The following is a 12,563-nucleotide window of genomic DNA, read 5'->3' on the forward strand; positions in this document are numbered from 1 at the left end:
CCAGCGCCATGACAGACACCCTCACGATCACCCGCCCCGACGACTGGCACCTGCACGTGCGCGATGGCGCCGCCCTCGAAGCCGTCGTTCCCCACAGCGCTCGCCAGTTCGGCCGCGCGCTGATCATGCCCAACCTTCGCCCGCCCGTGACCACCGCCGCACAGGCCGTGGCCTACCGCGACCGCATCCGCGCCGCCGTGCCCGAAGGCACGGCCTTCGAGCCCGTGATGTCGCTCTACCTCACCGACAAGCTGCCGCCCGAAGAGATCGCGCTGGCAGCCGAAGCCGGCGTGCGCGCGCTCAAGCTCTACCCGGCCGGCGCCACCACCAACAGCGATGCCGGTGTGACCGACATCCGCAAGACCTACAAGACGCTCGAAGCCATGCAGAAGCACGGCCTCTTGCTGCTGGTGCACGGTGAGGTGACCGACCCCGCCATCGACCTGTTCGACCGCGAAGCCGTGTTCGTCGACCGCGTGATGATTCCGCTGCGCCGCGACTTTCCCGAGCTGAAGGTGGTGTTCGAGCACCTGACCACGAAGGAAGGCGCCCACTACGTGCGCGACGCTGATCGCTTCACGGCAGCCACCATCACGGCGCACCACCTGCTGTACAACCGCAACGCCATCTTCACCGGCGGCATTCGCCCGCACTACTACTGCCTGCCCGTGCTCAAGCGCGAGACGCACCGCGTGGCGCTGGTCGAGGCAGCCACCAGCGGCAGCGACCGTTTCTTCCTGGGCACCGACAGCGCACCGCACCCGGCGCACCTGAAGGAGCATGCGCTGGGTTGCGCCGGCTGCTACACCGCGCTCACGGCCATCGAGCTGTACGCCGAGGCCTTCGACAGCGTGAACGCGCTCGACAAGCTCGAAGGCTTCGCGAGCTTCCACGGCCCCGACTTCTACGAACTGCCGCGCCACACCGACACCATCACGCTCAAGCGCGAAAGCTGGACCGTGCCGGAGACCGTGCCCTACGGCGACGCCACGCTCAAGCCCTTGCGCGGCGGCGAGACGATCAACTGGAAGCTCTCATGACACCGACGCTGCGCGTGATGTTGCTGATCGACGCCGACAACGTCTCGGCCGATGTGATCGAACAGGCCGTGCAGCGCACGATGGATGAATACGGCGCCATTCACGTGCGCCGCGCGTATTGCAACGCCGAGATGGCGGTGAACCGGCAGGCGATGTTCAAGCGGCTGTCGGTGCGGCCGATGGTGAACCTGTCGGCCGGCAAGAACAGCACCGACATCGCGCTGTCGGTCGACGCCATCGACCTGGCCATCAACGAGCGGCCCGACGTGGTGGTGCTGGTGTCTTCCGACTCCGACTTCGCGCCGCTCGTGATCCGCCTGCGCGAAAAGGGCTGCCGCGTCTGCGGCATCGGCCAGCAGGGCAAGACGGGCGAAGAGACGGTCGGCGTGTACGACGCCTTCATGGACCTCGCGCACCACGCCAGCACGAAGCCCGCGGTGCGCACCGCGCCGGCGAAGAAGGCGGCTGCGGCCAAGTCTGCACCCGCGAAGACCGCGCGGGCCAAGGCGACGCCTGCTGCCAAGAAGGCCGCGGCCAAGACGCCGGCCCGCAAGACGGCGAAGGCCGTCAAGGCCGCGCCGCCACCGCAGCAGCAACCGCAAATCTCCGAAGCGGCCGAATTCATCCTGCAGGCTGCACCGGCCTTGCGCAGCGGCAACGACGTGCCGCTCAACGACGTGGCAAAGGCCCTGCGCACGGCCGGCCTGCTTGGCAAGCACGGCAGCTCGCTCAAGCTTTTCGACAAACTCACGTCGGAGTTCGCCGTGATGCAGCACCCTGACCGCATCCGCTGGACGGGCGCGTCCGCGCCTTGACCCTGCCGGCGGTTGATTGGGCGCAGCCCTGGCTGGCGCCCTATCGTTCGAGCGGCGGCGCGGTAGAGCAGGCCGCGCGGCACGCCGGGGTGGCTGCCGCCCTGCAGGCAGTCAAGCCCGCCCAGGCGCCCGATTTCGTACATCAGGACGCGCTGCCCGCAGGCCAGGCCTACGAAGCCCACATCTTCCAGACCCGCACCGTCCCCACGCGCGACAACCTGCACGATTTCTTCAACGGCCTCGTCTGGCTCGCCTTTCCGCAGACCAAGCGCCGGCTCAACGAACTGCAGGCGGCCGAGATCGCGCGAAGCGGCGTTGCCGCCGTGCGAGGCCCGCTGCGCGATGCGCTCACGCTGCTCGACGAGAACGGCGCAGTGCTCGATGCGCCACCCGCGCTCTGGCAGGCGCTGATCGCGCGCGACTGGCACACGCTGTTCGTCACGCAACGCGGGCTGTGGAGCGAAGCCCGCCTGCTGCTCTTCGGCCATGCGCTGCTCGAAAAACTGGTCACGCCGCGTAAGCCGATCACCGCGCACGTGCTGCTGACGCACGACGCGAGCGGCCCGGCGGCGTTCGATGACGCGCGCATGGCGCAGGCGCTCGACGCGCGGCAGCTCGAACGCAAGCCCTTCGTGCCTCTGCCGGTGCTCGGCGTGCCCGGCTGGTGGAGCGGCAACGAGGCGGCGGCGTTCTATGCCGATCCGCAGGTTTTCAGGCCCTTGCCGGGCCGGGGAATACCAGGGGCATAGAACTTTTGCTCCTATCATGGCTCTACCGGCTGCCGCCGACCGGAGCGCCCAGACGCACTACAACACCCAGGGCCTCCATGCCGCGCACGGCTTGAAGAGGGCCCCGGGGTCCTCATCTAGGTGGCAGATTTCCCCACGGAGAATTCAACTTGAAACGTATCCTTCTGTTCGTTTTGACCAATGTGATGGTCGTCGCGGTGCTCGGCGTGGTCGCCAGCCTGCTCGGCGTCAATCGCTTCCTCACGGCCAACGGGCTCAACCTGGGCGCGCTGCTCGGCTTCGCGCTGGTGATGGGTTTCGGCGGCGCGATCATCTCGCTGCTCATCAGCAAGCCCATGGCCAAGTGGACCACCGGCCTGCACATGATCGACAACCCCCAGTCGCCCGACGAGGCCTGGATCGTCGGCACGGTGCGCAAGTTCGCCGACAAGGCCGGCATCGGCATGCCCGAGGTCGGCATCTTCGAAGGCGAGCCCAATGCCTTTGCGACCGGCGCGTTCAAGAACTCGTCGCTGGTGGCGGTGTCCACCGGCCTGCTGCAGGGCATGACGCGCGAAGAGGTCGAGGCCGTCATCGGCCACGAGGTGGCCCACATCGCCAACGGCGACATGGTCACGATGACGCTCATTCAGGGCGTGATGAACACCTTCGTCGTGTTCCTGTCGCGCGTGATCGGCTACGCGGTCGACAGCTTCCTGCGCCGCGGCGACGACCGTTCGTCGGGCCCCGGCATCGGCTACTACGTGAGCACCATCGTGCTGGACATCGTGCTCGGCTTTGCCGCCGCGATGGTGGTGGCCTGGTTCTCGCGCCATCGCGAGTTCCGCGCCGACGCCGGTGCGGCCGCGCTGATGGGCCAGAAGCAGCCAATGATCAACGCGCTCGCGCGCCTGGGTGGCCTGCCGGCCGGCGAACTGCCGAAGGCCGTGGAAGCCATGGGCATCACCGGCAGCATTGGCAAGCTGTTTGCCACACACCCGCCGATCGAAGAGCGCATTGCAGCGCTGCAGAACGCGCAGCGCTGATCAGAGTCGGTCGCGGCAAGTCCGCGGCGCCATGAAAAAAAGCCGCCACATCGCTGTGGCGGCTTTTTTGTTTGTGTGGCGTGTTCAGTCTGCTGCGGGTGCTTCGGGTGCTTCGACGGCCGGCGCCGCAGGTGCCTCGCGATCGGCGCGCGCGCGTTGCAGCGTGCGCGTCACCTCGCCGTGCTTCATGCCGTACATGTCGGCGAACTCCTGCTCGCTGCGGCCGCTGGCCTCGAAGGCGCGCAGCAGCGCCTCGCGCTTGGCGGCCTGCTGGGCGAGTTCGGCCAGGGCCTCGTCCACCACGGCGTTGTTGTTCTCGTCACGCGAGCGCACCAGCACTGCATAGGCCTCGCGATCCAGGCCCGAGGCCTCGACGGCCTTGGCGATGCGCGCGACCAGCTGCGGGCGCAGGTCTTCGCCGTTGGCACGTTGCAGGCGGCGGCGGTGCAGCTCGAGGATGGCGTGGTGCACGTGCTCCGGCGCGACCGGGTCGAGCGCGTTGCCGTCGAGGTCGTGGCGCGCCAGGCCGGCGGCCACGGCCTCCAGGTAGCGCGTGGAGCGCGCGTGCTGGCCCATGGCGATCTTCAGGTCTTCGGCCTTGAAGTCTTCGGGGTGGCGCGCGAGCAGTTCCTCGTACACGCCGAGCTTCAGCGGCACGAAGCGCGCGCCGAAGAGCTGCGGGTACAGCTCGAACAGGCGCTCGAGCACCGGGTTGACCTTGCGCGGTGCGCGCTGCGGTTGAGCCGCTGCCTGGCCCTGTGCCTGGCCTTGCGCACCTTGCTTGCGCGGCTGCTGTTGCTGCCGCTGCGGGCGCTGGTTGCCTGCGCCCTGGTTGTTCTGGCGGGGTGGGCGGGACTGGCGAGGCTGCTGCGCGGGAGTTTCCGCGCTGCTGCTCGTGCCTGAATCCGCATCGGGGCCGGCCTGCAGCTGCTTCAGCTGATCGGCCATGTCCAGTTGCTGACGCCGGGGCGGGCGCGCGTTCGTCTTCGGGGTGGCGGTGGAAGCGTCGGTCATGCGGGGGGCGCGGCGAGGGTCGCGGTGGAATGAAAGGGAAAGAAATGAAGTCCGGTTTGGCGCCTTCAGCGCGGCCGGAACATCCTGAAGAGATTGTCGGGGCTGACTTCGAAATAGTCCGCCGGTCCGCCGCCGCGCAGGATGGGCTGCGCCGCGGCGGTGTCGTAGATGCCGTCCTTCAGCAGGTGGCGCGCAATGTGCACGCCCACCACTTCGCCGAGGATCAGCCAGGTTTGCACGGGCGTGCCGTCCACGCCTTCTAGCTGCAGGATCTGCGTGAGCCTGCATTCGAAGGACACGGGGCTTTCGGCTACGCGCGGCACCGCGATGGTTTTGGAGGCGGCGGTCGTGAGCCCGGCGAGCTCGAACTCGTTCACATCGGGCGGCACGGCGGCGCACGAGCGGTTCATCTGCTCGGCCAGCGGCCGGGTCGCCAGGTTCCAGCCGAACTCGCGCGTCTGGCGGATGTTGTGCAGGCTGTCCTTGGCGCCGATGCTGGCGAAGCCGACGATGGGCGGCGTGTAGTTGAAGGCGTTGAAGAAGCTGTAGGGCGCGAGGTTGAGCACGCCGTTCGCGTCCTGCGACGAAATCCAGCCGATGGGGCGCGGCCCGACCATCGCGTTGAACGGGTCGTGCGGCAGGCCGTGGCCCTTGGTGGGCTCGTAGAAGTGGAAGTCGTCGTTCGCCATCGATGTCCTCAGTGGCCCAGGGCCGAAGCCCGCGCCGCCTGCCGGCCGATCAGCAGCCGGAACGGCAGCAGCATCAGCACGCCGACGGCGAGCTTCACGGCGAGGTCGCCCAGCGCCCACGTGAACCATGGGCCTTCGGTGCCCGCGAAGGCGATGCCCCAGAACACGATGCTGTCGAGCACCGCCGCGATCACCGTGGCCACCAGCGGCGCACGCCACCAGAGGCCGCGCCGCAGCCGGTCGAACACACCGATGTCGAGCAGTTGCGAAGCGATGAAGGCCAGCCCCGAGGCGGCCGCGATGCGCACCGGCGCGAGCAGCAGCGAGATGCCCACGGCGACGGCAAAGCCGACCCATGCGACGCGCCGCGCCATGCCGGGGCCGAAGCGCCGGTTGACGAGGTCGCTCACGAGGTACGCCACCGGGTAGGTGAAGGCGCCCCAGGTCAGCCAGTCGTTGATGGCGAACTGCACGAGGATGTTGGAAGCCAGCACCACGGCTGCCATCGCGAACGTGGCGGCGGTCAGCTGGCCGAGGGTGGGGCGCTCGAAGTGCATGACTTGCATCAGACGCTCGCGGTGCGTTCGCGTTCGGCCTCGGCCAGCACGCCGTGCGCCACGGCCTCGGCCACCTTGATGCCATCGACACCGGCCGACAGGATGCCACCCGCGTAGCTCGCGCCTTCGCCGGCAGGGTAGAGGCCGCGCACGTTGAGGCTCTGGAAGTCGTCGCCGCGCGTGATGCGGATGGGCGACGAGGTGCGCGTCTCGACGCCGGTGAGGACCGCGTCGTGCGTGTCGAAGCCCTTGATCTTGCGGCCGAAGGCGGGGAAGGCCTCGCGCATGGCCTCGATGGCGTAGGCGGGCAGGGCCTTGTGCAGGTCGGTCGGTGTCACGCCCGGCTTGTACGACGGCGTCACGCTGCCGAGCGCCGTAGAGGGCTTGCCGGCGATGAAGTCGCCCACCAGCTGGCCGGGCGCGCGGTAGTCGCCGCCGCCGAGCACGAAGGCGTTGCTTTCGAGTTCGCGCTGCAGTGCGATGCCCGCGAGCGCGTCACCAGGGAAGTCGCGTGGGTCGATGCCCACCACGATGCCCGCATTGGCATTGCGCTCGTTGCGCGAGTACTGGCTCATGCCGTTGGTGACCACGCGGCCCGGCTCGCTGGTGGCTGCGACCACGGTGCCGCCGGGGCACATGCAGAAGCTGTAGACCGAGCGGCCGTTGCTCGCGTGGTGCACCAGCTTGTAGTCGGCCGCGCCGAGCAGCGGGTGGCCCGCATGGCGGCCCCAGCGTGCGCGGTCGATCAGGCCCTGCGGATGCTCCACGCGGAAGCCGATGGAGAAGGGCTTGGCCTCGATGTGCACGCCGCGCTTGTGCAGCATCTCGAAGGTGTCGCGCGAGCTGTGGCCGAGCGCCATCACGACGTGGTCGGCGCGCAGTTCGCTGCTTTGGCCGGTCGTCTGGTCGAGCACGGTGAGGCCGCGAAGGTGGCCGTCTTCGATGTGCACGTCGGTCACGCGCTGCTCGAAGCGGATCTCGCCGCCCAGCGCCACGATCTGCTCGCGGATGTTCTCGACCACCTTCACCAGCTTGAAGGTGCCGATGTGCGGATGCGCGACGTAAAGGATTTCGGGCGGCGCACCGGCCTTCACGAACTCTTCCATCACCTTGCGGCCGAGGAAGCGCGGGTCCTTGATCTGGCTGTAGAGCTTGCCGTCCGAGAAGGTGCCGGCGCCGCCTTCGCCGAACTGCACGTTCGACTCGGGGTTGAGCACGCTCTTGCGCCACAGGCCCCAGGTGTCGCGGGTGCGCTGGCGCACGGTCTTGCCGCGCTCGAGCACGATGGGCTTGAAGCCCATCTTCGCGAGCATCAGCGCCGCGAAGATGCCGCAGGGGCCGAAGCCGATCACCACCGGCCGGGCAGTGCCTTCTGCCGCATTGGCCGGCGGCGTGTAGCGCATGTCCGGAGCGGCCTGGATGTGCGGATGGCCCGCGTGTTTGGCGAGCAGCGCGGCTTCCAGCTTGGCATCGGCCAGCTGCACGTCGCAGATGTAGACCGTGAGCAGTTCGACCTTGCGCGCGTCGAAGCTGCGCTTGTAGACGGTGTGGGAGGCGATCGCGTCGAGCGGAACGTCGAGCGTCCTGGCGATCAGGGTGACCAGCGCGTCGGGCGCGTGGTCGAGCGGGAGTTTGAGTTCGGAGATTCTCAGCATGGCATGGGGCTTGTGACTATCAAGCAGCCGGCCATTTTAGCTTCGTCGTTCGTGGAACACCGCGGAACCGGCTTTGCCGGGCCGCTGGTGTTGCCCCCGGTAGGGGGTTGGCGAAGCGACACGAAGTGCGCGTAGCCTGGGGGCGAGCCAGATCAAGCGGGCAGGAAGCCCTCTACCGACAGATAGCGCTCGCCGGTGTCGTAGTTGAAGCCCAGCACCACCGCATCGGGTGCCAGCGAGGGCAGCTTCTGCGCGATGGCAGCGAGCGTGGCACCCGACGAAATGCCGACCAGCATGCCTTCCTCGCGCGCGCAGCGGCGGGCCATTTCTCGCGCCGGTTCGGCATCGACCTGCAGCACGCCGTCGAGCAGCGAGGTGTCGAGGTTCTTCGGAATGAAGCCCGCGCCGATGCCCTGGATGGGGTGAGGCGCCGGCGCGCCGCCGGAAATGACCGGCGAAGCCACCGGCTCGACCGCGAACACCTGCAGCTTCGGCCACTTCTTCTTCAGCACCTGCGCCACGCCCGTGATGTGGCCGCCCGTGCCCACGCCGGTGATCAGCACGTCGATGCCATCAGGAAAGTCGGCCGCGATTTCCTCTGCCGTGGTGCGCACGTGCACTTCGACATTCGCGGGGTTGTTGAACTGCTGCGGCATCCACGCACCGGGCGTGCCGGCCACGATTTCCTCGGCGCGGGCGATGGAGCCCTTCATGCCGTTGGCGCGCGGTGTCAGGTCGAACGAGGCGCCGTAAGCCAGCATCAGGCGGCGGCGCTCGATGGACATGCTGTCGGGCATCACCAGGATCAGCTTGTAGCCTTTGACGGCCGCCACCATGGCAAGGCCGATGCCGGTGTTGCCCGAGGTGGGCTCGACGATGGTGCCGCCGGGCTTGAGCGCGCCGCTTTTCTCGGCGTCTTCCACCATCGACAGCGCGATGCGGTCCTTGATGGAGCCGCCGGGATTGGCGCGCTCCGACTTGATCCACACCTGCTGCTTCGCATTGCCGAACAGGCGGTTGATGCGGATGTGCGGTGTGTTGCCGATGGTCTCGAGGATGTTCTGGGCCTTCATGGACGGAGTCTCCTTGGGTCAATGCGTTTGTCGGACGGACAGCGCGCATTGTGAGACCAGCCCATGACCCCTGCGGCCCCTATGCCGCTGCAGGCGTGAAGGTCATCGCCACGCCGTTCATGCAGTAGCGCAGCCCGGTGGGCTTGGGCCCGTCGTCGAACACATGACCCAGGTGGCCGCCGCAGCGGCGGCAGTGCACTTCCGTGCGCGCCATGCCGAAAGACCGGTCCTGGTGCTCGCCCACGGCCTTGTCGAGCGGCTGCCAGAAGCTCGGCCAGCCGGTGCGGCTGTCGAACTTGGTCTTCGAGGAGAACAGGTCGAGCGCGCAGCCCGCGCAGCTGAAGCGCCCGGCCCGGTGCTCGTCGTTGAGCGGGCTCGTGTAGGGCCGCTCGGTGCCTTCCTGGCGCAGCACCGAGAACTGGCTCGCGGTGAGCAGCTTGCGCCATTCGGCCTCGGTGTGCGTGACTTCGAATTTCTCGTTGTCCGCTGCGTGCGCAGGGCGTGTGCCCCAGCCGAAGAACTGGGCAATGGCCAGCCCCAGCGTGGAGGTTCCGGCGGCAATGGCGAAGCGGCGTCTGGTGTTTTGCGTCATGCCCTTAGTTCGGGTCGACGAGGCGGCGGGTTACAAATAGCGGCGCAGCACCGCCTGAAAAGGCGCTTTCGCCCGTGAGGCGATAATCCGCCCCGTGAAGCACGCCAGACCGCCGCTGGTGCAAGTCTCGAAAGAGCGCACTGGAGGAACGTCCGGACTGCATAGGACAGCGCAGGAGTTAACGACTCTCCACCGTGAGGTGAGGATCAGAGCAACAGAGACGAGCCGATTAAGTTCGGGTGAAACGGGCAATCTCTGCGCGCAGCAACACCAAGTAGGCCAGTATTGAGGTGGTTCCGCTGAGCTGGCGGGTAGGTGGCATCGAGCCGTCTGGCGACAGGCGGCCCAGAGTAATGGCGGTCACGTCGAGGGCTTCGCAAGAGGCCCTCGATGCACAGAATCCGGCTTATCGGCGGGCTTCACACTTTTCTTCTCCCCGTTTTTCTTTTTTCGCGCCTTCGGCCTGAAGGCGGGCGACAGCCTTGCCGCCAGCAGGGATTGGTAGTTACCCGTACAATCGATAGCATGCTAATTAATAGGCGGCTACCGTGACCGACTCCGACAACTCCCAACCGACACGCGAAAACGCGCTGATGCGGCTCGGCATGTCGCTTTCGGTGCTGCAGCGCGGCTACCGCGCCCATGCAGACAAGGCGGTGGCGCACGTCGGGGTGTCGCAATCGCTGGCTTGGCCGATCGTGATGCTCGGCCGCATGAACGGCGAAGTGCGCCAGGGCGTGCTGGCCGAGGCGCTGGGCATCGAAGGCCCTTCGTTGGTGCGCTCGCTCGATCAGCTGGTCGAGGCCGGTTTCGTCGAGCGGCACGAAGATCCGTCCGACCGCCGCGCCAAGACCCTGCATCTCACCGAAGCCGGCAAGGCCGCCTGCGCGCCCATCGAGGCCGCGCTGAGCCTGATGCGCACCGCAATGTTCGAAGGCGTGCCGGACGAAGACATCGCCGCCTGCCTGCGCGTGTTTGCCGTGCTCGAAGAGCGCCTGGGCCGCGCCGCGCAGCCACCGCAAGAAGGGCGCAAGTAAATGGCCGCGCTCAGCCTGCCGCGCTTCAGCCGCGCGGAGCTTCTCTTTTCCGGCAAGAGCTTCGCCGCGGCCATGCTGGCGATGTACCTTGCCAGCCGCGCCGGCCTGCCGCGTCCGTTCTGGGCGCTCATGACCACCTACATCGTTGCCCATCCGCTGGCCGGCGCCGTGCGCTCGAAGGCGGTGTACCGCTTCTTCGGCACGCTCATCGGCAGCACCGCCACTGTGCTGCTGGTGCCCGCGCTTTCCAACGCGCCCGAGCTGCTGACGCTGGTGCTCGCGCTGTGGGTCGGGCTGTGCCTGTGCATCTCGCTGCTCGACCGCACGCCGCGCTCGTATGTGTTCATGCTCGCGGGCTACACGGCGGCATTGATCGGCTTTCCGTCGGTGCAGACGCCGCTCGCGCTGTTCGACACCGCCGTGGCGCGCGTGGAAGAAATCGGCCTCGGCATCTTCTGCGCCACGCTGGTCCACAGCCTCGTGCTGCCCGCGGGGCTTGCACCGACCGTGCTGGGCCTGCTCGACCGCACGCTGCAGGACGCGCGCAAGTGGCTCGGCGACCTGCTGCAGCCCGCCGGCCGCAGCAGCAACGCCGATCCGAAACGCCTCGACGACGACCGCCGCCGCCTCGCCGGCGACATCACGCAGCTGCGCCTGCTCTCGACCCATGTGCCCTTCGACACCACGCACCTGCGTTGGACCGCGGGCGCCATCCGCGCCATGCAGGACCGCGTTGCCGCGCTCACTCCGGCCCTGTCGGCCGTCGAAGACCGCCTGCAGGCGCTGGAGCAGGCCGAAGGCCGGCTGGCACCCGATGTGGCTGCCGTGCTCTCGCGGGCCGCTCAGTGGCTGCGCGAAGAAGCCGAACCCACCGGCGACGCAGCAACCCGCGCCGAACGCCTGCAAGCCCTGCGCCGCGCCATCGACGTACTGAGCGCCACACCCGCGAGCGCGCAGCAACAGACTCCATGGGGCCGCGCCCTGCGCATCGGCCTCGCAGGCCGTCTCGCAGAACTCGTCGACGGCTGGACCGCCTGCGCCCAGCTGCGCCTGGACATCGACGAAGGCCTGAAGGGCGCCGCGCCGCTGCGCCGCACGGCAGCGCTCGGCAGTCGAGTGCTGCACCGCGACTACGGCATGGCGCTGCTGTCCGCGCTTGCGGCCGTCATCGCCATCTGCCTGTGCGGCGCGTTCTGGATCGTCACCGGCTGGCCCATGGGCTCGGCCGCGACCATGATGGCTGCCGTCTTCTGCTGCTTCTTCGCCACCATGGACGACCCCGTGCCGGCGATCCACGGCTTCCTGAAGTGGACGCTGTTGTCCATTCCGATCTCGGCGCTCTATGTGCTGGTGCTGATGCCCACGGTGCAGGACTTCGGCATGCTCGTGGTCATCTGCGCGCCGCTCTTCCTGCTGCTGGGCCTCTACCTGCCGCGCCCGACGCATTTCATGCCCGCGATGGCGCTGATCTTCGGCGTGGCCGGCACGCTCGCGCTGCACGACACGGCCAGCTCCGATCTCGTGAGCTTCCTCAACAGCATGATCGGCCAGATCGTCGGCGTGGTCGTTGCTGCGCGAGTCACCCGCCTGGTGCGTTCGGTGGGCGCCGACTGGAGCGCGCGCCGCATCCAGCGCGCCACATGGCGCGAACTCGGCGACATGGCCGCGTCTTCTCAACCGCAGTACGCGCAGAGCGATGCTTATGCCGTGCGCATGCTCGATCGCATCGGCCTGCTCGCGCCGCGCATCGCGCAGGCCGGCGGCACCGTCGAAGGCGTGGCCGCCAACGATGCGCTGCGCGACCTGCGCATGGGAGCCGACATCGCCGTGCTGCAGCGCGTGCGCGCCCAGCTGCCGCTGGCTACATCGGCCGCGCTGCTGGGCGGCATCTCGCGCTTCTTCCGCCAGCGTTCGGAAGGCCGCATGAACCCGCGCCCGCCGGGCCTGCTGCCGCAGATCGACGAGGCGCTGAACGCAATGCTCGAAGCGCGCGACACCGCTGCTTCATCGACTTCGCGCGCCGCCGTTACCGCACTGGTCGGCCTGCGCCGCAATCTTTTTCCCGACGCGCCACCGATGCTGGGCGCGTCCAGGCAAGGAGCTTCCGCATGATCGGCGAAGCCAGTTTCTACGGCCTCTACCTGCCCTGGATCATGGTGCTGGCCCTCGGCGCGCTGCTCGCGCTGTGGGGCGTGCGCCGCCTGCTCGCGGCCACCGGCGTGTACCGCTGGGTGTGGCATCCGGCGCTGTTCGACATGGCGCTCTACCTGCTGCTGCTCTATGCGCTGAGCCGCGTCACCTCCTACCTCCAATAAAC

General features: G+C 68.2%; 13 protein-coding genes and 1 other RNA gene. 8 read left to right on the forward strand and 6 right to left on the reverse strand.

What is annotated here, in order from left to right; translation table 11 throughout:
• The first annotated feature begins 8 nt into the window (after positions 1 to 8).
• The 4 genes from pyrC to htpX all read left to right on the forward strand — a co-directional run bounded on the left by pyrC (position 9) and on the right by htpX (position 3,629).
• On the forward strand, positions 9 to 1,040 hold the full coding sequence (gene pyrC, locus ACZYSP_RS25460; RefSeq protein ID WP_093078536.1) for a dihydroorotase: 1,032 nt from the start codon (positions 9 to 11) through the stop codon (positions 1,038 to 1,040).
• Positions 1,037 to 1,855, forward strand: a complete 819-nt coding sequence (locus ACZYSP_RS25465; RefSeq protein ID WP_093078537.1) for an NYN domain-containing protein — start codon at positions 1,037 to 1,039, stop codon at positions 1,853 to 1,855. Before pyrC ends, ACZYSP_RS25465 begins: the two co-directional genes overlap by 4 nt.
• Positions 1,852 to 2,604, forward strand: a complete 753-nt coding sequence (locus ACZYSP_RS25470) for a DUF3025 domain-containing protein (protein WP_489017294.1) — start codon at positions 1,852 to 1,854, stop codon at positions 2,602 to 2,604. Before ACZYSP_RS25465 ends, ACZYSP_RS25470 begins: the two co-directional genes overlap by 4 nt.
• 149 nt (positions 2,605 to 2,753) lie before the next feature.
• The gene (gene htpX / locus ACZYSP_RS25475) at positions 2,754 to 3,629 is read left to right on the forward strand and encodes a protease HtpX (protein WP_093056349.1); all 876 of its coding nucleotides are present in this window, start codon (positions 2,754 to 2,756) and stop codon (positions 3,627 to 3,629) included.
• Positions 3,630 to 3,713: 84 nt separating this feature from the next.
• Here htpX and ACZYSP_RS25480 read toward each other — a convergent pair whose 3' ends face one another.
• From ACZYSP_RS25480 to msrB, 6 genes are all read right to left on the reverse strand, one after another.
• Positions 3,714 to 4,643, reverse strand: a complete 930-nt coding sequence (locus tag ACZYSP_RS25480; RefSeq protein ID WP_093078540.1) for a ProQ/FinO family protein — start codon at positions 4,641 to 4,643, stop codon at positions 3,714 to 3,716.
• Positions 4,644 to 4,708: 65 nt separating this feature from the next.
• Positions 4,709 to 5,332 carry a flavin reductase family protein gene (locus ACZYSP_RS25485; protein WP_489017297.1) on the reverse strand — a complete coding sequence of 208 codons (624 nt, stop codon included), beginning with the start codon at positions 5,330 to 5,332 and terminating at the stop codon, positions 4,709 to 4,711.
• Positions 5,333 to 5,340: 8 nt separating this feature from the next.
• The gene (locus ACZYSP_RS25490; RefSeq protein WP_489017299.1) at positions 5,341 to 5,898 is read right to left on the reverse strand and encodes a VUT family protein; all 558 of its coding nucleotides are present in this window, start codon (positions 5,896 to 5,898) and stop codon (positions 5,341 to 5,343) included.
• Positions 5,898 to 7,544 carry an NAD(P)/FAD-dependent oxidoreductase gene (locus ACZYSP_RS25495; protein WP_489017301.1) on the reverse strand — a complete coding sequence of 549 codons (1,647 nt, stop codon included), beginning with the start codon at positions 7,542 to 7,544 and terminating at the stop codon, positions 5,898 to 5,900. Before ACZYSP_RS25495 ends, ACZYSP_RS25490 begins: the two co-directional genes overlap by 1 nt.
• Before the next feature lie 152 nt (positions 7,545 to 7,696).
• Positions 7,697 to 8,617 (reverse strand): cysteine synthase A, encoded by a 921-nt coding sequence (cysK, locus tag ACZYSP_RS25500; RefSeq protein WP_093056344.1) that lies wholly within the window; start codon positions 8,615 to 8,617, stop codon positions 7,697 to 7,699.
• Between the two features lie 79 nt (positions 8,618 to 8,696).
• Entirely contained in the window at positions 8,697 to 9,209 is a 513-nt protein-coding gene (gene msrB / locus ACZYSP_RS25505) for a peptide-methionine (R)-S-oxide reductase MsrB (RefSeq protein WP_489017303.1), read from the reverse strand.
• Between the two features lie 96 nt (positions 9,210 to 9,305).
• Between msrB and rnpB the strand changes: the two genes are divergently transcribed.
• The 4 genes from rnpB (at position 9,306) to ACZYSP_RS25525 (ending at position 12,561) form a co-directional block, all read left to right on the forward strand.
• Positions 9,306 to 9,634, forward strand: an RNA gene (rnpB, locus tag ACZYSP_RS25510) — RNase P RNA component class A.
• 168 nt (positions 9,635 to 9,802) lie between these two features.
• Complete coding sequence (locus ACZYSP_RS25515; protein ID WP_093056399.1) at positions 9,803 to 10,246, forward strand: MarR family winged helix-turn-helix transcriptional regulator; 444 nt, start codon at positions 9,803 to 9,805, stop codon at positions 10,244 to 10,246.
• Positions 10,247 to 12,358 (forward strand): FUSC family protein, encoded by a 2,112-nt coding sequence (locus tag ACZYSP_RS25520; protein ID WP_093078549.1) that lies wholly within the window; start codon positions 10,247 to 10,249, stop codon positions 12,356 to 12,358.
• Complete coding sequence (locus ACZYSP_RS25525; RefSeq protein WP_093056341.1) at positions 12,355 to 12,561, forward strand: DUF1656 domain-containing protein; 207 nt, start codon at positions 12,355 to 12,357, stop codon at positions 12,559 to 12,561. Before ACZYSP_RS25520 ends, ACZYSP_RS25525 begins: the two co-directional genes overlap by 4 nt.
• Positions 12,562 to 12,563 lie beyond the last annotated feature (2 nt).

This window comes from Variovorax sp. F042 (assembly GCF_057814215.1).

Bases quoted from the DNA above. Each gene is read 5' to 3' on its own strand.
- pyrC (WP_093078536.1), top strand. From the start codon at position 9: ATGACAGACACCCTCACGATCACCCGCCCCGACGACTGGCACCTGCAC.
- ACZYSP_RS25465 (WP_093078537.1), top strand. From the start codon at position 1,037: ATGACACCGACGCTGCGCGTGATGTTGCTGATCGACGCCGACAACGTC.
- ACZYSP_RS25480 (WP_093078540.1), bottom strand. From the start codon at position 4,643: ATGACCGACGCTTCCACCGCCACCCCGAAGACGAACGCGCGCCCGCCC.
- ACZYSP_RS25485 (WP_489017297.1), bottom strand. From the start codon at position 5,332: ATGGCGAACGACGACTTCCACTTCTACGAGCCCACCAAGGGCCACGGC.
- ACZYSP_RS25490 (WP_489017299.1), bottom strand. From the start codon at position 5,898: ATGCAAGTCATGCACTTCGAGCGCCCCACCCTCGGCCAGCTGACCGCC.
- ACZYSP_RS25495 (WP_489017301.1), bottom strand. From the start codon at position 7,544: ATGCTGAGAATCTCCGAACTCAAACTCCCGCTCGACCACGCGCCCGAC.
- cysK (WP_093056344.1), bottom strand. From the start codon at position 8,617: ATGAAGGCCCAGAACATCCTCGAGACCATCGGCAACACACCGCACATC.
- msrB (WP_489017303.1), bottom strand. From the start codon at position 9,209: ATGACGCAAAACACCAGACGCCGCTTCGCCATTGCCGCCGGAACCTCC.
- ACZYSP_RS25515 (WP_093056399.1), top strand. From the start codon at position 9,803: ATGCGGCTCGGCATGTCGCTTTCGGTGCTGCAGCGCGGCTACCGCGCC.
- ACZYSP_RS25520 (WP_093078549.1), top strand. From the start codon at position 10,247: ATGGCCGCGCTCAGCCTGCCGCGCTTCAGCCGCGCGGAGCTTCTCTTT.
- ACZYSP_RS25525 (WP_093056341.1), top strand. From the start codon at position 12,355: ATGATCGGCGAAGCCAGTTTCTACGGCCTCTACCTGCCCTGGATCATG.